12 protein-coding genes and 3 tRNA genes are annotated in these 18,188 nt (G+C 74.4%); 5 read left to right on the forward strand and 10 right to left on the reverse strand.

Going from position 1 to position 18,188, the window contains the following annotated elements:
* Positions 1-175: 175 nt before the first annotated feature.
* Positions 176-3,796 (reverse strand): Ig-like domain-containing protein, encoded by a 3,621-nt coding sequence (locus tag BX266_RS17275; protein WP_099900876.1) that lies wholly within the window; start codon positions 3,794-3,796, stop codon positions 176-178.
* Positions 3,797-4,092: 296 nt separating this feature from the next.
* Between BX266_RS17275 and BX266_RS38665 the strand changes: the two genes are divergently transcribed.
* Positions 4,093-4,509: a globin family protein gene (locus tag BX266_RS38665; protein WP_180290517.1), complete on the forward strand. Its 417-nt coding sequence runs from the start codon at positions 4,093-4,095 to the stop codon at positions 4,507-4,509.
* 10 nt (positions 4,510-4,519) lie between these two features.
* Positions 4,520-5,719 (forward strand): globin domain-containing protein, encoded by a 1,200-nt coding sequence (locus BX266_RS17285; protein WP_099900880.1) that lies wholly within the window; start codon positions 4,520-4,522, stop codon positions 5,717-5,719.
* A gap of 114 nt (positions 5,720-5,833) precedes the next feature.
* Here the strand turns inward: BX266_RS17285 and BX266_RS17290 are convergent.
* From BX266_RS17290 to BX266_RS17300, 3 genes are all read right to left on the reverse strand, one after another.
* Positions 5,834-5,906: transfer RNA gene (locus BX266_RS17290), tRNA-Arg, on the reverse strand.
* A gap of 34 nt (positions 5,907-5,940) precedes the next feature.
* Positions 5,941-6,016, reverse strand: a tRNA-Arg gene (locus tag BX266_RS17295).
* A 186-nt stretch (positions 6,017-6,202) separates the two neighbouring features.
* A tRNA-Ser gene (locus BX266_RS17300) sits at positions 6,203-6,293 on the reverse strand.
* Positions 6,294-6,495: 202 nt separating this feature from the next.
* Here BX266_RS17300 and BX266_RS17305 point away from each other — a divergent pair.
* Positions 6,496-9,891, forward strand: coding sequence for a PAS domain-containing protein (locus BX266_RS17305; protein ID WP_099900882.1), 3,396 nt, complete (start codon positions 6,496-6,498; stop codon positions 9,889-9,891).
* Positions 9,892-9,934: 43 nt separating this feature from the next.
* On the opposite strand, the gene BX266_RS17310 is transcribed toward BX266_RS17305, so the two are convergent.
* Positions 9,935-11,428: a cell wall metabolism sensor histidine kinase WalK gene (locus tag BX266_RS17310; protein WP_259464734.1), complete on the reverse strand. Its 1,494-nt coding sequence runs from the start codon at positions 11,426-11,428 to the stop codon at positions 9,935-9,937.
* Entirely contained in the window at positions 11,421-12,098 is a 678-nt protein-coding gene (locus BX266_RS17315) for a response regulator transcription factor (RefSeq protein WP_099900884.1), read from the reverse strand. The genes BX266_RS17310 and BX266_RS17315 overlap by 8 nt, the downstream gene beginning before the upstream one ends.
* Before the next feature lie 133 nt (positions 12,099-12,231).
* Here BX266_RS17315 and BX266_RS17320 point away from each other — a divergent pair, with 133 nt between their 5' ends.
* Positions 12,232-12,870 carry a PepSY domain-containing protein gene (locus tag BX266_RS17320; RefSeq protein ID WP_099900886.1) on the forward strand — a complete coding sequence of 213 codons (639 nt, stop codon included), beginning with the start codon at positions 12,232-12,234 and terminating at the stop codon, positions 12,868-12,870.
* A 65-nt stretch (positions 12,871-12,935) separates the two neighbouring features.
* Here the strand turns inward: BX266_RS17320 and BX266_RS17325 are convergent, their stop codons facing one another.
* From BX266_RS17325 to BX266_RS17335, 3 genes are all read right to left on the reverse strand, one after another.
* A complete protein-coding gene (locus BX266_RS17325; protein ID WP_099900888.1) occupies positions 12,936-13,445 on the reverse strand; it encodes a DUF4396 domain-containing protein in 510 nt (169 codons plus the stop codon).
* A gap of 106 nt (positions 13,446-13,551) precedes the next feature.
* Entirely contained in the window at positions 13,552-15,213 is a 1,662-nt protein-coding gene (locus BX266_RS17330) for a long-chain fatty acid--CoA ligase (protein WP_099900890.1), read from the reverse strand.
* A gap of 185 nt (positions 15,214-15,398) precedes the next feature.
* Positions 15,399-16,427, reverse strand: a complete 1,029-nt coding sequence (locus BX266_RS17335) for a DUF1906 domain-containing protein (protein ID WP_099900892.1) — start codon at positions 16,425-16,427, stop codon at positions 15,399-15,401.
* A gap of 139 nt (positions 16,428-16,566) precedes the next feature.
* Between BX266_RS17335 and BX266_RS17340 the strand changes: the two genes are divergently transcribed.
* Entirely contained in the window at positions 16,567-17,523 is a 957-nt protein-coding gene (locus BX266_RS17340; RefSeq protein WP_099900894.1) for a DMT family transporter, read from the forward strand.
* Between the two features lie 240 nt (positions 17,524-17,763).
* On the opposite strand, the gene BX266_RS17345 is transcribed toward BX266_RS17340, so the two are convergent.
* On the reverse strand, positions 17,764-18,096 hold the full coding sequence (locus BX266_RS17345; RefSeq protein WP_099900896.1) for a hypothetical protein: 333 nt from the start codon (positions 18,094-18,096) through the stop codon (positions 17,764-17,766).
* Between the last annotated feature and the right edge of the window lie 92 nt (positions 18,097-18,188).

An 18,188-nucleotide genomic window follows, 5' to 3' on the forward strand; every position in this document is an offset into this window, starting at 1 on the left:
GGCCCGGATCTGACGGGCAGTGCCAGACTCAGGCTAGGTTGATAAGTCATCAAATGCGATATTTATCAGGCGGTGTGTCGATGTGTCGGATATGCCGGGGACGCGCCGGGCCGTCCATCCTGAGCTGCGGGAACGGACGGACCGGCGAACCTCCCGGACCGGATCGGACGGGCCGTCAGCTACGGCGAGTACCACTCCCCCGGGCGAACACCCGGCGGGTGAACAGCCCCACGGCCGCCGCGATCAGCAACGCCGCGCAGGCCAGCCCGCGCCAGCCGGTGGCCGCCGCCCGGTGCGCCGCAGCAGCCGCATCCGGCGGCGGAGCAGCGAACTCCCGCGCCCCCGCCTGCTCCTCCGGCCGGTCCGACCCTGCGCCCCCTGACGGACCGTCGACCGCCAGGGCGGAGGGCGGCGACGACGTCTCGCCGGACGGCGTTCCGGACGCGGCCACCGAGACGGACGGGGTCAGCGAAGCGGGTGCCGGAGCCGGCGGGACGGACGGCGCCACCGGAACCTCCGGGCCCCCCGGAAGCTCAGGAAGCTCCGGAACGGATGGAGCGGTGGCGACCGGCTGCGCCTGACGTCCCATCAGGCCCGGCACCATGATCGGCAGCACCTCCGGTGGACCGACCACCGCCAGCTCCGCCGGCGCCGCCGAGGGCGCCCCGGACGCTTGCACGCTCACCGACGCGGACGGAGACGGCGACGACATGGCCGCACCCGGCGATGCCGATGCGGACGGCGACGCGGATGCCGACGCGGATGCCGACGCGGACGGGGAAGGGGATGGCGACACAGACGGCGAGGGCGACAGGCTCGGCAACGTGACCGGCTCGGCGACCGCCGGCGGCACCACGATCGGCAGCACCTCCGGCGGCACCGGCACCGTCGACACCACCGGCGACGGCGAGACAGACACCGGCGCACTCACCGAAGGCGACGCGCTCACCGAGGCGGACGGAGACGGCGACACCGATGGAGAGGGAGACGGCTGAGCCGAGGCCGACGGCACATCAGATGCCGCGGGTGCAACGGTCGGCGAAGCCGCAGCCGTCGGCGAGGGCGACGGGCTCGGGGACCCCACCGGCTCGGTGACCGTCGGCGGCACCACGATCGGCAGCACCTCCGGCGGCACCGGCACCGTGGACACCACCGGCGACGGCGAGACCGACACCGGCGCACTCACCGAGGCGGACGGAGACGGCGACACCGATGGAGAGGGCGACGGCTGCGCCGAGGCCGACGGCACGTCAGATGCCGTGGGCGAAACGGTCGGCGAAGCCGCAGCCGTCGGCGAAGGTGACGGGCTCGGGGACCACACCGGCTCGGTGACCGTCGGCGGCACCACGATCGGCAGCACCTCCGGCGGCACCGGCACCGTCGACACCACCGGCGACGGCGAGACCGACACCGGCGCACTCACCGCAGGCGAGGCGCTCACCGAAGTGGACGGAGACGGCGACACCGGCGCACTCGCCGAAGCGGACGGAGACGGCGCAGCCGATACCGAGGGGGAGGGCGAGTCGGTTGCCGAGGGGGCGGCGATGCGGACGGTGATCGGGTCGCCGGGGGTGCCGTTGCCGGCCGGGTCGGTGGCGGTGGGGAGGAGGGTGAGGTCGCCGGGGGCGAGGTCGTGGAGGGCGGTGCAGGACCAGGTGCCGTCGGGGCCGGTGACGGCGCTGCAGACGGTGGTGCGTTCGCCGCCGTGGCCGGCGGCGGTGACGGTGACGGTGGAGCCGGGTTCGGCGCGGCCGGCCAGCTTGGGGCGGGCGGTGTGCAGGAGTTCGCCGCTGCCGGGGGCGGTGAGGCGCGGGCGGTCGGGGGCGGCGGTGTCGACGGTGAGCGCGACGGGCTTGCCGTCCGAGCGGTTGCCGGCGCCGTCCAGGGCGCGGGGGGTGAGCCGGTAGCGGCCGTCGGGGAGGTTCTCGACGGGCAGGCAGGACCAGGTGCCGTCGGCGGCGACCGCGGTGGAGCAGAGGTCGGTGGTGCTGCGGTCGGCGGCCTCCGCGGCGACGGTGACGGTGGAGCCGGGTTCGCCGAGGCCGGTGAGCAGCAGCCCGGGGTCGTTGGTGAAGGCGGGCAGGGTGAGCACGGGAGCGGTCGGCGGCGTGGTCTTGACGGTCAGTCGGAACCGGTCGCCGCGCAGCACCATGCCGGTGCGGGTGGTCTCCACGGCCGCCAGGGTGTGCGGGCCCTCGGTGAGCGGACGGTCGGCCCGGCAGCTCCAGGAGCCGTCGTTGCCGGCCCGGGCGGTGCACAGGGTGGTGCCGCCCTCCTGGATCGCGATGCTCGCGCCGGCCACCGCGCCGTCGCCGCGGAACTCGGGGCGCGGCTCCTTGGTGACGGTGCCGGGGATCGGCAGCGCGACCTCGGGCTTGGCGGCGCCGATCGAGAGGCCGACCTTCTGGTCGACGACCTGCCCGGAGTCGGCGAAGCCGCCGGGGGCGACGAGTTGGGAGCCGTTGCGGGCCAGCCGGAGCCGGACCCAGGTCTCGCCGCTGGTCGCGCCGGACGGGACCTGCCACTCCAGGGCGGCGGTGGAGGACCCGGCGGGGACCTCGGCCTGCACCCGCTCCAGCGGGTCGAAGCGGCCGTTGCGGTCGAAGTCGATCCAGCCGGCCAGCACGGCGGGCCCGCTGCCGGGGGCGACCGGCACGTCCAGGTGGTAGTAGCGGCCGACGGCGGTCTCGGCGGGGAAGTTCAGGGTCGGGTCGGCCCCCTGGTACTCGGCGCGGCCGGGCTGCAGTTGCGGCGGCGGCGGGCTGGCCCAGGCGCTGCGGCGGCTGTCCCCGCCGTCGAGTTCGACGCCGGGGGCGAGCGGGCCGGCGTCGGCGGGGGGCGGCGGCGGGCCGGGGGGCGGGCCGGGCAGCAGCGGCTGGTCGACCGACTGGCCGATCCCGGGCCGGGTGCGAGCGGCGGCGGGTGCGGCGTCCTGGCCGAGGAACAGGTCGGAGACCAGGTGGGAGGCGTTGCCGTAGCCCTGCGGGGCGCTGCCGAGGCCCTCGTCGAGGGTGACGGTGAAGGCCTGCTTCAGCGCGGCGGGCGGGGTGGTGGAGCCGGCCCCGGCGGTGGAGCGCTGTTCGACCCGCAGCGACACGGTGGAGACGGTGCCGGCGAGTTCGAGAGTGCCGGCGCCGTCGGCGGTGCCGTCCTGCGCGGCGCCGGCGGCGGGGGCGAGTTCGCCGGAGCCGACCGTCCAGCCGGTCCAGCCGGTGCGGCCGACCAGGGCGGGAGCGGCGGGGGTGCCCCCGGTGACGGTCAGCCGGGAGCTGGTTCCGGTGCTGCCGTCCTTCGAAGTGGCCGTTCCGGTGAGGCCGCTGACGTGCAGTCGGGGGTTGCGGACGGGCCGGGAGAAGGACAGCTGGAGGGTGCCGAGCGTGTGCCAGGAGCCGTCGGCCGCGGGGCGCCGCTCGGCGGCGAGGAAGGTCTCGGCGGGGTCACCGGGACGGATGCCGTCGGTGTAGGGGGTGCCGCCGCCGGTGCGGTCGGCGAGCCGGCCGGGGGCTGCGGAGACCGTCACCCCGGGCAGCGCCGCGTAGTCGAACTGGACGGCGAGGCCGGAGGGCAGCACGGCGCGCCGTTCGGCGGTCCAGGTGTCCGGGGTCTGCTGGGCGTCCACCGGCGGGGTGCCGAGGCCGGTGAGCAGGCCGGTGGCGATCAGGACGGCGGTGCCCCGACCGATCCGGGAGCGTCCCGGGCGGCTCCGGTCGGCCCGTCGGTCACGGTCGGTCTGCCGGTCGCGGTCGGCCGGGCGGGCGTCGGGAGCCGGGGCCCGGAGGGGGAACTGTCGGCACATCCGGCTCTCCTCTCGGTGTCGTCGTCCGCCGGAATCGCGGCCCTGCCATGCACTCGAATGGTGATGACGATCAGACAAAAGGGAATCACGATCTGGTTTCCGTCATACCGCGACACCTGGCCAATTCGTCCGACACCACCCGATTGGTGGGCACTCGGCCAGCAGCATCGGGATACCCGCCCGACCCACCGTCAACTCACCCGAACGGGCATCAATCGGACGCTACCGCACAGTTGCTGACCACCTGTCAGTCCGACCTGTTCGAATTGGTGTGTTTATCAGTAGAGTCGGCCGGCGTGACGATTGATTCCACACTCATCAAGACCAGCTTCGCCGTCGTCGAGCCCCACGGCAGCGAAGTCACCGCCTACTTCTACACGCACCTGTTCGAGCACAACCCGGACGTGCGCAAGCTCTTCGCCGAGCACATGAACGAGCAGCAGGACCGCCTCTGGGCCGCCATCGGCACCCTGGTCAACAAGCTCGAGGACACCGACACCGTGGTCAACGTGCTGCAGGGCCTGGGCCGTCGGCACGCCGGCTACGGTGCGCTGCCCGAGCACTTCCCCGCGGTCGGCGCCAGCCTGCTGGCCTCGCTGGCGCACTTCGCGGGCGACGCCTGGACCCCCGAGATCGAAGCCGCCTGGACCGCGCTGTACGGGGTCGTCACGGACGTGATGAGCGCGGCGCTGACCGAAGCCGCCGCGGGCTGAGAGGCCCCCGGTGCCCTTCGACCCCGCGGTCATCCGCGCCAGCTTCGCCGTCGTCGAGCGCCGCGCCGATCAGCTGACCAAGTTCTTCTACGCCCACCTGTTCACCAACAACCCCGGTGTCGAAGCACTTTTCCCGGCCCGGCTCGCCGAACAGCGCGACCGGCTCTTCGCCGCACTCACCCAACTCGTGCTGCGGCTGGAGGAACCCGAGAAGCTCACCGGCTACCTGGCGGCGCTCGGGCGCGACCACCGAAAGTTCCAGGCCGCGCCCGAGCACTACCCCGCCGTCGGCGCCAGCCTGATCGCCGCGCTCAAGCACTTCTCCGGACACTCGTGGACCCCAGAGATCGAGAAGGCGTGGGTCGAGGCGTTCACCGTCATCTCCCAGGCCATGATCGACGCGGCCGCGGCCGTCCCCGAGTCCACCCCGCGCTGGTGGAACGCCGAAGTGCTGGACCGCCGCCGTGCCGCCCCCGACCTCACGGTGCTCACCCTGCGGCCGGACCGGCCGTACCCCTTCACCGCCGGCCAGTACCTGACGGTCTGCTCGGACCGGCAGCCGCACGTCTGGCGGCCCTACTCCCTCGCCTGCGCCCCCCGCTCCGACAACACGCTCGAACTGCACGTCCGCCGGGTCCCCGACGGGCTGCTGTCCACCGCGCTGGTCAACGACGTCCTGCCCGGTGAAACCGTCCGACTCGGCCCGCCGCTCGGCGAGGCCGTGCTCGCCCCCGACTCCGACCGGCCCCTGCTGATGGTCGCGGCCGGCACCGGCTGGGCCCCCGCCAAGGCCCTGCTGGAACAACTCGCCCGCGACGGCGGCCGCCCCACCACGGTGTTCGTCGCCGCCCGCAGCGACGCCGACCAGTACGACCTGGCCAGCGTGCACGAGCTGGTCAAGGAGCACGCCTGGCTGCACGCGGTGCTCTCCGCCCCCGAGCCCGGCGCCAGCCGCAACGAGGCTGCCAAGCTGCTCCGTGCCGGCCTGGCCGAGTTCGGCGACTGCTCCGGACACGACATCCACGTCTCGGGGCCGCCCGACCTGGTCCCCGCCGTCGCCGCCCAACTCCTCGACCAGAACGCCGAACCCGGCCTGCTCCGGCACGACCCGGTCGCCGCCACCTTCAACCGCAGCCGCCCGCTCACCCCCGCGGAGTGGTTCCTGGAGGAGCGCGACGTCCCCTGGATCAACCGGACCGAACTCGGCTGACGCCGGTCCTGCCGCCCCCCGACCACCACAACGGGGGGCGGCAGGACCGGCGACCCGCAGAACGACCCGGGGAAGCACGAAGGCCCCGGGTGGGAACCCGGGGCCTTCGGTCGGTGCGCTCAGCAGGATTCGAACCTGCAACCTCTTGATCCGTAGTCAAGTGCTCTATCCGTTGAGCTATGAGCGCTCGGACGATCCCTTGCGGGACCGCGAGCGGAGATTGGTGCGCTCAGCAGGATTCGAACCTGCAACCTCTTGATCCGTAGTCAAGTGCTCTATCCGTTGAGCTATGAGCGCTCGCCCCGGCGGACTGGCCTCCTGGGCGGTGCGGGGACAACATTACATGACCGTCGACCTGGGGCGAAATTGATTGCCGTCGGCCCTGTCGGCCCCCGTCAAGGCCGCCACGGCAGCCGCCGGACGAACATCCGCCGACAGCGAAGGAGCCCCGCCGGTCAGTGACCGACGGGGCTCCCGGTGAGGCGGAGGCGGAGGGATTTGAACCCTCGATGGACGGTAAAGCCCAAACCGCATTAGCAGTGCGGCGCCATAGACCGGACTAGGCGACGCCTCCAACACCCGGACTGCGACCGGGACTCCGGCTGCACTCCGTGCGACTGCGATGATGCCATAGCCGACGGCCCCGGCACCAACCACCACAACGATACTGGCCGGGTCGTCCACGGCGCAAAGAAGAATGAGATACTTCCGTCTCCGAGGAGAGCCAGAGCCGCCCGTGGCAGCGGCGGCCCGAAGCCGTGAGGAGACCTGTCGACGTGAGCAGCAGGCCGACCCGAGGCGCTGCTCGCCTCGCCGCGATACTCGACGCACTGCCCGACCCGCTGCTGCTGGTGAACAGCAACGGCACCGTGGTCGACGTCAACAAGGCCGCCGTGGAAAGCCTGCAGGCTCCCGGCACCTCGCTGGTCGGAATGGGCGTGCTGGACCTGCTGCCGGAGTTCGACCCCAGTCGAATCCCCGGATCCATGCGGCCCCCCGCGAGCGAGACCGAGAGCCTGGACCGACCGGTCACCATGACCGCCCGACGCACCGACGGAACCGCCTTCACCGTCGAAGTGTCCGGGAACGACTTCACCGACGAGGGCGGCGGGGAGGCGCACGGCTTCCTGTCCTTCACCACCTCGGACCAGGACCTGCTGTTGCTGCTGGTCCGCGACATGTCGGCGCGCCTGGGCGTGGAGTCCGAGCTCCGCCGCCAGCACAAGCAGACCGAGATGATCCTGCGGGCCGCCGCCGAGGGCGTCCTCGGCGTCGACCTGGAAGGCCGCGTGGTGCTGGTCAACCCGGCCGCCGCGCACATCCTGGACTTCCGGGCGAGCGAGCTCGGCGGCCGCGAACTGCACCCGCTGATCCAGCACTCCCAGCCCGACGGCAGCCCGCTGGCCGCCGAGAGCTCGGCGCTGGTCGACACCCTGCACTCGGGGCGCAAGCACCGGATCCGCAACACCGTGCTGTGGCGCAAGGACGGCACCCCCGTCACCGTCGACCTGACCACCGCCCCGGTCCGGGACGGCGAGCAACTCGTCGGCGCGGTCATGACGTTCACCGACCGCACCCATGAACTCGCGCTCGCCGCCCGCAACGAGCACCTCACCGCCGTCCTGGAGTCCGAACTCGGCGGAGCGCTCACCGCGCTGCACCGCCGGATCGACACCCTGGCCGCCGACCCGGCCGGCCAGCTGTGGCCGGAGGCGAACTGGACGCTGCGCCGGCTCGCCGAGGAGTGCCGGCGGTTCGGCCGGCTCATCGACGGCGTGCTGGAGCACCAGCGCTTCGAGGCCGACGCCGACCGCGGCAAGGCCGCCCTCGACCGCGAACGGATCGGCCTGGACGAGGTCGTGCAGCTCGCCGTCGACCGGGCCGGCGAGCTGGTCGGTCCCGGCCGGGTCCGCTACTCGGTGCACGCCGCCGCCGTGAAGGTGCTCGCCGACCGCGAACGCCTGGCCCGGGCGCTGGCCCACCTGGTGGCCGACGTCAGCGGCGTCACCTCCGTGCCGGAGCCGGCCGCCGCCGAGAGCGACCCCGCCGCGCCCGGCGACCCGTTCGCCGGGCCCGCGCCGGTCGGCGAGCAGCCGCCGATGGTGGTGCTGGCCGCCGCCCAGCGCGGCGACGTCGCCCGGATCGAGGTGCGCGGCCCCGCCCGCACCTCCAGCGCCGTGCACCTGCCGATCGCCCGCGCCGCCGTCCAGCGGCACGGCGGCGTGCTGCAGCGCCACGACCTGCCCGGTGGGGCCGGGGCCACCTACGTGGTGGAACTGCCGCTCGACCCCGACGGCGACGCCTCCGGCGGACCCGAGCGGCAGCAGCACGTCCCGAAGGACTCCGACACCGCGATGCTGCCGGACCTCCCCGGGCAGCCCGGCGCCCCCGAGCTGCGGCCCGCCGCCGCTGACGGCGCCTCAGCGGCCGAGCCGGCGGGGGGCGCCACCGCCCGCGCCGACGACACCCAGGGCCACGGCCGCCGCCGGGCCCGCGCGGCGCGCGCGGACGACTCCTGGGGCAACGGCCCCGACCGGCCTGCCGGGCAGCCCGAGCAGCAGGCTCCCCGGGCGCCGATCGCGCTCGGCCCCGGCCCGTCCGCATCCGCCGAGCCGGCCGTCACCGCTCCGGCGGACGGGGCCGCCGCTGCCGAGCCGGCCGCCGAGGCCGGCGGGCGCACCGGGCGGCGGGCCCGCCGGGCCGCGACCGCGCAGGCCGCGACCGACAGCTCCGCGTCGCTGCACATCCCCGGCATCCCCGACCCGGGGACGGCGGTGTACCCCGGGTTGGAGCACTCCCTGCCCGTCACGCCCGCCGAGCCGCCGGCCGCCCCCGCCGCGCAGCCCACCGGGCGGCGGCGCAGGCTGGCGCTGCCCGCCGACGTCGCCGAGAGCGCGGAGGAGGTGACGGCGATCCTGCCGCCCGTCCGCGCCGAGGCGCCGGCCGAGCCGGCTCCGGAGTCCTCGCCCGAGCCGTCCAGCGCGCTGGAGGTGGCCCGGCCCGCGGCGCCCGCCCCCGCCGCTCCGGTCGAGAACGCCCAGCCGCAGCCGGTCGGCTCCGGGCTCGGCGAGCTCGTCCCCCCGCGCCCGCTGGGCGGATTCCAGGCGGCCTTCCCGGCCGCGTTCCCCGCGGGCGGGGCGCAGGCCGAACTGCCCGCGGGCCCCGACTCCGCCGCGGCGGGTGCGGGCGGCGCGGTGAACGGCCAGGCCCTGAACGGCCAGGGGGTCAACGGCCAGGCCCTGAACGGCCAGGGCGTCAACGGCCAGGGCGTCAACGGGCACGAGCTGAACGGGCAGGCGGTGCAGGCCGGTTCCGGGGAGAGCGGTGGTCCCGGGGCGGCGCTGGCACTGCCGGCCGGCCCCGGCGCGGTGGAGGGGCGGACACCGCCCCGGCCGGTCGCCGAGCTGGCCCCGGCCAAGGAGCAGCCGCAGGACGGGCCGCGTTCGCTGCTGGTCTGGCCGGAGCCCGACCCGTCGACCCGCGGAGCGCTGGAGAGCCGCGGGTTCCGTCCCGTGGTGGTGGCCTCCCGCGAGGAGGTGGACGCACAGGTGCCCGAGACGCCCGCCGCGCTGTTCGTCGACCCGCTGACCGGGCCGATCACCCGCACCGCGCTGCAGTCGCTGCGCACCGCCGCACTGGCCGGGCGGGTCCCGGTGCTGCTGGCCGCCGGCCTGGGCCAGGCCACCCGGGACGCCGCCTACGGCGCGGACCCGGCGGTGCTGCTGCGGGCGCTGGCGCCCCGCGACGGCGAGAACCACGCGGCCCGGGTGCTGCTGGTGGAGTCGGACCCGGAGGTGGCGGCGGCGCTGGTCGCCAGCCTGGAGCGGCGCGGCATGCACGTGGAGCACGCCGCGGACGAGAACGACGCGGTGGCCCGGGCCAGCAGCATCCAGCCGAACCTGGTGGTGCTGGACCTGCAGCGGATCGAGCGGCAGAACCTCGGCCTGCTCGACTGGCTGCGGGCCAATGACCGCCTGCACCGCACCCCGTTGGTCGTCTACACCTCGGCCGACCTGGACCCGCAGGCCCGCGCCGGGCTGCGCACCGGCGCGAACGTGCTGTTCCTCGCCGAGCGGTCCACCACCGAGGACGTGCAGGGCCGGATCGTCGAACTGCTGGCCCGGATCGGCTCCCTGGGGCAGGTCGCCACGGCCGGCAGCGGCGCTTTCTGACGCCTCGTCAGCGCGGGTCGTTCCGTCAGCGCGGGCCGTTCCGTCACCGCCGGTCGGCAGGTGACGGCGGTCCGGCCTGCGGCAGTCGAGCCACCAACCGGGCGCCCTGCGGGGCGGGTTCGGCGGTCAGGGTGCCGCGGTGGTGTTCGGCGAGGTCCCGCGCGATGGCCAACCCCAGCCCCGCGCCGCCGAGTTCGCGGCTGCGGGCGTCGTCCAGGCGGGTGAAGCGCTCGAACACCCGCTCCCGGTCGGGTTCCGGGATGCCCGGCCCGTCGTCGCTCACCTCCAGCACCACCTCGCCCGGGTGGCCGGTCAGTCGGACCCGGACGGTGCGGTCGGCGTAGCGCTGGGCGTTGTCGACCAGGTTGGTGAGCAGCCTGGTCAGCCAGGTGCGGTTGCCCAGTACCTGCGCGCCGGGGGCGAGTTCGGCCCGGACCGGGATCCGGTCGCCGGTGCGGGCGGCCAGCACGTCCGCGAACAGCACGTCCAGGTCGAGGAGTTCGGTGGCGACCGGGTCGGCGGCGTCCAGCCGGGCCAGCAGCAGCAGGTCGGCGGCGAGGTCCTGCAGGCGGACGGTGTCCTGCAGTGCGTCGGCGAGCAGGTCGGGCCAGAGCTCGGGGTCTGGGTGGGCCAGTGCGACCTCCAGCTGGGTGCGCAGCACCGCGATGGGGCTGCGCAGCTCGTGCGAGGCGTCGGCGATGAAGCGGCGCTGGCGCAGGCCGGCGTCCTCCAGCCGGTCCAGCGTGGCGTTGACGGTGACCGCCAGCCGGGAGACCTCGTCGCCGGTGCGCGGCACCGGTACCCGGCGGTGCAGGTCGTGGCCGGTGATCTCGGCGACCTCGGAGCGGATCGCCTCCACCGGGCGCAGGGCGCGGCCGGTGACCCGCCAGGTCACCACGGCCACCAGCAGGACCAGCAGCGGCAGTCCGACGGCGAGCGCGGCGGCGGTGGTCCGCCCGGCGGCCTCCACCTCGCGCAGTGAGGTGCCCGCGTAGACGGTCAGCTTTCCGTCCGGGCCGGTGACGCTCATCGTGACCACCTGCTGGCCCGGGTCCCCGGCCAGCACTCCGGCGATCAACTTGCCCTCGCCGTAGGGGCGTTTGACGGAGTACGGGCCCAGCTCGGGGTCGATCAGCAGGCGTTTGCGGGCGTACGCCTCCGCCTCCTCGGGGTCGCCCGGGTACGGGGGTTCCGGGACGGGGCCGAGGATCGGCCGGGGCAGCTGGTCCGGGGTGGCGGCGACCACCCGGCCGTCGGAGTCGACCACCCGGATGCTGCTCGCGCCGTGCGCGGCGAGGATCGGCGGCAGGTGCTCGCGGCCCGCCAGCTCGACCACCTTGGACGCCTGCTGGGCGGCGGAGTCCTCGGCGTTGCGGAGCAGGTTGGCGTGCAGCACGGCGAGCAGCGCGAGCGCGGTGCCGCCGAGCGCGAGGGTGACCACCGCGGTGGCCGCGAAGGTGGCCCTGGCCCGCACCGACCGCGGGGCGAGGGCGCGCAGCCGGCGGCGCAGCAGGGTGCGGAACGGGCGCTCAGCCACCGTCCACCGCCAGCCGGTAGCCGGCCCCGCGGACGGTGCCGACGGCGGAGCGCCCGAACGGGGCGTCGATCTTCCGGCGCAGCGCGCTGATGTGCACCTCGACGATGCTGGGATCGCCGTCGTAGGCGGAGTCCCAGACGCTCTCCAGGATCTCCCGTTTGGACACCACCCCGCCGGAGGCCCGGGCCAGGCACTCCAGCACGGCGAACTCGCGGGTGGTGAGCCGTACTTCGGCGCCGGCTCGGGTGCAGGTCCGGCGGGCCGGGTCGATCGCCAGGTCGCCGAACTCCAGGGTCTGCGGCAGCCGGCGGCCGGTGCGGCGGACCAGGGCGCGCAGCCGGGCGACCAGCACCACGTAGGAGAACGGCTTGGAGAGGAAGTCGTCGGCGCCGGTGTCCAGGGCCTCGGCCTCGTCGAGTTCGCCGTCCTTGGCGGTGAGCATCAGGATCGGGGTGTCGTCGCCGGCCGCGCGGAGCCGGGCGCAGACCCGGTAGCCGTTCAGGCGGGGCAGCATGATGTCGAGCACGATGACGTCGTAGTCGTGCTCGGTGGCCAGCCACAGGCCGTCCTCGCCGTCGTGGGCGAGGTCGACCGCGAAGCCCTCGGCCCGCAGGCCGCGTTGCAGGGCGGCGGCGAGCCGCCGTTCGTCCTCGACCACCAGTACGCGCATGGGGGACAGCGTCGCAGGCGTCCGGCCCGGGGCCCAGAGGGGCTTCAGCTTGGCTTCAGGCTGGCGGCGGCATGCTGGGCGCCCGGCCCGCGGATCGGTCCCCGGCCGTGTTTTCGAGGGAGTCCTGTTTCAGATGTCCGAACCGCAGTCTCCGGAGCCGTCCGAGCCCGGTGTCGAGGAAGCGACCGCCGTCCCGCTGCTGAAGCCGACGGTCCGTCAGCGCTACGTCCGGCTGCCGAAGCGGCGCAGTGTCCGCTGGGTGCTCGGGTCCGCCGTGGTGGTGGTGCTCGGTGTCGCCGCGGTGGGCACCGGCGTCGCGCTGGAGCGTCACCACGACGGCCGGTCCGGCCCGGTCATGGTCGGCCGCGCCTTCGGGCCGGACGGCGAAGTGACGATCGCCGAGGGCCCCGGCGGCAAGGTGGTGCGCCGCGGTCCCGACGGCAGCGTGCAGGTGTTCCCGGGCGGCGGGAAGGTACCCGCGCTGCCCGAGCTGCCGGGTCCGGTCGACGGCTTCGGCGAGAAGTCCGGGGGCAAGTCCTCCGCGAAGCTGGCTCCCGCGCCGCTGCCGGGCGTGGCCGCCGACCAGGCGCTGGCCAAGGCGACCGCCGCGGTGCCGGGCGGCAAGGCCGCCGGGCTGTCGGTGATCGGCCGCGAGGGCGGCGGCAGCTCCTGGGCCGTCGAGGTGCTCGGCGCGGACGGCGTGCGCCACCTGGTGACGGTGGACGGCACCGACGGCTCGATCACCGGCAACACCGTCGCCGACGGCCGCTGACCGGACGCGCCGCGACCGGGGACCTCGGCGGTCCCCGGTCGCGGTGCGTCGGTCTGCGGCGGGCGTCAGTGGTAGGCGTGGACCACCGCGTGGCCCCGCCCGCGGCCGATCAGCCAGCGGTTGACCGGGACGGTGACCAGGAACGCCAGCACCAGCGACCCGGCGAGCGAGACCCAGAACAGCAGCTGGCCCAGTCCGGCGTCCATCGCGCCCGGAACGGTGACCATCACGCCGTTGTCGATCAGCTCCATGACGATGATCGAGACGGTGTCGGCGGCCAGCGCGACCTTCAGCGCGTCCCGGAAGGTCAGACCGGCCTTCAGGACGCCGCGCATGGTGAGCGCGTAGCCGAAGACGAACGCCAGGGCGATCGACAGTACGACGGTCGCGCCGTTGTGCAGGCCGAAGCCGACGCCGATCACCTGCCCGAGCACCTCGCCGATGGCGCAGCCGGTGAGGCAGTGCAGGGTGGCCTGCGCGGCGGTGCGCCAGCTGCTCCCGCCGCCGTGGGCGTGGTGCTCGTGGTGCTGGTGGTTTTCGTGGTGCTCGTGGTGCTCGTGTCCCCCGTGCTCCATGGTGGCCCCTCCTCGCTCGGCACGTTCGTTCGTCCGCTGGAACGCTATACCCCCCTGGGGTATTCCACAGCGGATTTTCGATCGTGCCGGGAGGGGCCGCCCGAGGTCACCCCTTGCCGAGCACCGTCACGTCCAGGCGGTCCGCCGCGTATTCGGCGCGGATCACCTTCTTGTCGAACTTGCCCACCGAGGTCTTCGGCACCGACTCGATCAGCGACCAGCGCTCCGGCAGCTGCCAGGAGGCGACCCGCTCGGCGAGGAAGGCGCGCAGCTCGGGCAGGCCGGCCGTGGCGCCGGGCCGGAGCACCACGGTGGCCAGCGGGCGCTCGCCCCACTTCTCGTCCGGGACGGCCACCACGGCGGCCTCGGCGACCTCGGGGTGGGCCATCAGGTGGTTCTCCAGGGCGACCGAACTGATCCACTCGCCACCGGACTTGATGACGTCCTTGGCCCGGTCGGTGAGGGTCAGGTACCCGTCGGCGGTGATGGTGCCGACGTCGCCGGTGCGCAGCCAGCCGTCCGGGCTGAACTTGTCCTCGGGCCGGTCCGCCTCGCTGTCCGCGCCGCCGAAGTAGGCGCCCGCGATCCACGGCCCGCGCACCTCCAGCTCGCCCTCGGCGGTGCCGTCGTGCGGCATCGGCTCGCCGCCGGGGCCGACCAGGCGGGCCTGCACCGAGGCAGGGAAGACGCCCTGGGTGACCCGGTAGGCCCACTCCTCCTCGCCGGTGACGCCGGCCGGCGGGTGGGCGACGGTGCCGAGCGGGGAGGTCTCGGTCATGCCCCAGGCGTGGATGACCCGGATGCCGTGGCGCTCCTCGAAGGCCTTCATCAGCGAGGGCGGGCAGGCCGAGCCGCCGATCACCACGGTCTCCAGCGTGGAGGTGTCGTAGTCCCCGGCGTCCAGCTCGTCCAGCAGGCCGGTCCAGATGGTCGGGACGGCCGCGCCGAAGGTCGGCTTGACCTGGTCGATCATCGTGGCCAGCGGCTTGGGCTGCAGGAAGCGGTCCGGCATCAGCAGGCTCGCGCCGGTCATGAAGGCGGCGTGCGGGATGCCCCAGGCGTTGACGTGGAACATCGGGACCACCGGCAGCACGGTGTCGCGGGCGGTGAGGCCGAAGCTGGAGGCGGCGATGATCTGCATCGAGTGCAGGTAGATCGAGCGGTGGCTGTACACCACGCCCTTGGGGTCGCCGGTGGTGCCGGAGGTGTAGCAGAGCGCGGCGGCCTGCTTCTCGTCGATGTCGGTCTGCCACGGGTACTCGGTCGGGCGGCCGGCCAGCAGGTCCTCGTAGTCGTGCACCGTGCCGCCGAAGCCGGCCAGCGCCGCCGGGTCGTACGGGCCGGCCACCACGATGTGCCTTACGGTGTCGGCGAGTTGCGGGAGGACGGCGGCCAGCAGCGGCAGCACCGAGCCGTTGACGACGACCACCCGGTCCGCGGCGTGCTTGACGATGTAGGCCAGCTGGTGGGCCGGCAGCCGCAGGTTCAGGGTGTGCAGCACGGCGCCCATGGACGGTATCGCCAGGTACGCCTCCTGGTGCTCCGTGTTGTTCCACATCAGCGTGCCGACCGCCTCGCCCCCGGCGACCCCGAACTCCTCGCGCAGCGCGTGCGCGAGCTGGGCGGCGCGGGCCCCGACCTCGGCGAAGGTCCGCACGACGGGGCCGTTCTCGGTCCAGGTGGTGACGGTCGACCGGCCGTGGACGGTGGACCCGTGCTGCAGAATCCGGGCAACGGTGAGCGGAACGTCCTGCATCGTGCTGTACACGCGGGTCCTCCTTGACCGGCCGGCACGTTGCTACCCGCAGGTAGCAACAGATTCCTCCGATTGTTTCCCCGGCGTACCCCCGCTGTCAGTAGCCGCAACCGAGATGAGACCGACCCCTCGTCCGCTCCTCCGCAGGTCGCCGGGCCCGCCCGCCGACGGGACTGCCCACCCTGGCACCTGCCCGCTCAGCGGGCGACCGGACCGTCCAGCTGGTCTCGGTCGACGGTGAGGGTCGCCCCGCCGTACGTCTGCTGGACGTTGCCGTGGTGCTGGTGGATGCGCGCGTGGTCGGCCCACAGGTCCTCGCCGAGCCGGCCCGACCCGTCGGTGACGGTGGCCCGGTCGTCCCAACGGGCGTACCAGACCGCGTCCGGCAGCGGGGAGCTGCCGACCCGGGCGGCGATCGTCAGGTCGGCGATGCCCGCGTCCGTGGAGGAGTAGAAGCCGGAGCGGAAGCCCGCCTTGTGCAGCGCCTGGGTCCAGCCGACGGTGAAGTCCATCACCGCCTGGCTGCAGGCCGAGTCGCCGCGCGGGTACGCCTCGATGTCCAGGTAGACCGGCGTGCCCGTGCGCAGCCCGAGGTTCCGGACCGCCCTGACCGCCTCGGCGGCCTCCTCCTTCCCCTCCTGCACCGCCTTCGCCGGGTCGATCCGCAGCGCCGTGTGGCCCGGTGCCCTGCACGGGGCCTGCCGGCCGACATGGGTGGGGACCAGCTGCCAGCCCATCGCCCGGACGGTCCGCACCCAGGCCGCGGTCAGCCGCGGCTGCGCGCAGGCCCGCTGCCGGCCGCTGGTGTAGATCCCGACCGCGCCGTACGGCGAAGTGCCCCACCAGGCGCGCATGGTCTCCGCGGGCGGGGCGGTGCAGGCGTCGAACCCGGGGCCGGTGAACAGTTCGGCGGGCAGCGGCCGGCTGCGCGAGCGCAGCGGGTCGGTGAGCACGGTCCGGGTCAGCCGGACGGGCGCCGCCTCGGCCGCCAGCAGCGGCGCGGCCTGGTGGGCGACGGCGGGCAGGCCCCGGGCGGCCGGCCCGGCGTCGAGCGGGCGGGGCGGCACGGGCTGCGGCGCCGCCTTCGGCCCGGTCGCGGGGGCGGAGGCAGCGGCGGCCGTCCGGTCGGCGGTCAGCGCGGTCAGCATGCCGACGGCGTCCCGGTCGGTGGCGAGCAGCAGGACGAGCGACGCGGCCGTCAGGGCCGCCGGGCCGAGGTAGCGCACCCTCCAGAACTACTGACGCACCGTCGGCCTGCGGGGGAGGACACGCCGCGGCCGCCGGTGCGTCACCCGGCCGGCCGCTCCCCCTCCGTCCCGGTAACCGGCTTTGACCTACTGCACTCCTTACGTCAGACTCGATCCCATGCCAGGCACATCCCTCACCGTCGAAAGCACCAGCGAGCTCCCGCTCATCGCCTCCGTTTCGAAGGCAGACAGCGGCACCGATGGGTTGCGACGACGGCTGGGCACCGTCCCGGCACCGGTGCTGTGCCTGGTGTCGATGCTGGCGGTGCAGCTCGGCGTGGCCGCCTCCAAGCCGCTGTTCGGAGTGCTCGGGGTGGCCGGGGCGACCTTCCTCCGGATCGCCTTCGCCGCCGTCGTGCTGCTCGCCGTCACCCGGCCGCGGCTGCGCGGCCGCAGCCCGCGCGACCTGGCGATGGCCGGACTGCTCGGCATCGCCTCCGCCGGGATGACCCTGCTGTTCGCCGGCGCGGTCGACCGCCTGCCGATGGGCACCGCCGCCACCATCGAGTTCCTCGGCCCGCTGGCCGTCGCCCTGGTCTTCGCCCGGCGCGCCGGCCACGTGCTGTGGGCGATGCTGGCCGCCGCCGGCGTCGCCCTGCTCACCCTGCTGGGCGGGGAGGGCGGATCCGGCCGCCTCGACCCGGTCGGCCTGGCCTGCGCGTTCGGCGCCGCCGCCTGCTACGCCGGGTACATCCTGTTCACCGACAAGGTCGGCGCGGCCTTCCGCGGCTTCGAGGGCCTGGTGGTCTCCTTCACCATCGGCACCGTGGTGCTCGCCCCGTTCGGCGCCGCCGAGGCGGTGCACGGCCTGTCCGGATCCTCCTCCCCCGGCCTGCTGCTGCTCGCCGTCGCCGGAGTGGCCCTGCTGTTCCCCGTACTGCCGTACGCGCTGGAGATGACCGCGCTGCGCCGGATGTCCCAGCGGGTGTTCAGCGTGATCGTCAGCCTGGACCCGGCGGTCAGCGCGCTGGTCGGGCTGCTGGTGCTCGGCCAGGTGCTCGGCCCGCCGCAGGTGCTGGGCATCTGCTGCGTGGTCGCCGCCAGCGTCGGGGCGACCCTCACCGCGCGACGCTAGCCCCCCACTACGACGGGGCGACCCGCCCGTTCCGGATGCCGCCCGGCGCTGCCGGACACGCCTCGGGGGCGCGGTGCCGATTGCGGCTGCCGCGCCCCCGAGGGGTTCCGATCGTCCGTTTCGATCGTCCGTCTGCTGCGCCCCGAGGCGGTGACCCTTTCCACTCCCGGGTGCCCCGGCGGTCCGTGCTCCGTCCGGTCCGGCGCCCCCGCCGGTCCGTCCGCACCTCCCGCCGGGAGGTCAGTAGCTGTAGACCGGCGCGAAGACGAAGTTGAAGTTCTTGTTGGACTGGTCCGCGTAGACGAAGCCCGCGTTGTCCTTCACGCCGAGGGTGTTGTTCTGGTTCGACGCACCGGCCCCGGTCGCCGTCTGCTGGGTGGAGTTGTCGTTGCCGTCGACCGAGCCGAAGATGTTGCCGCTGCCGAAGTCCGAGACCACGCTGCTGTTCGAGCCGTGGCCGGCAGCCGCACCGTTGTCGGCCGCCGCGGCGCCGGCTCCGGCCAGCAGCAGAGCGGCTGCGACCGGGACGGACGCCAACAGGGCGGCCAGGCGTGTGGTGCGGGTACGCGCCATGAATTTCCTCCGTGGACCGTTGCCAAAAGTGTTGTTACGTTCCGGAGTTCGCGGCCAGACGAACCTCCGGGGGCTGCGACGCCGAGGAACAG

The organism is Streptomyces sp. TLI_171 (assembly GCF_003610255.1).
GTDB lineage: Bacteria > Actinomycetota > Actinomycetes > Streptomycetales > Streptomycetaceae > Kitasatospora.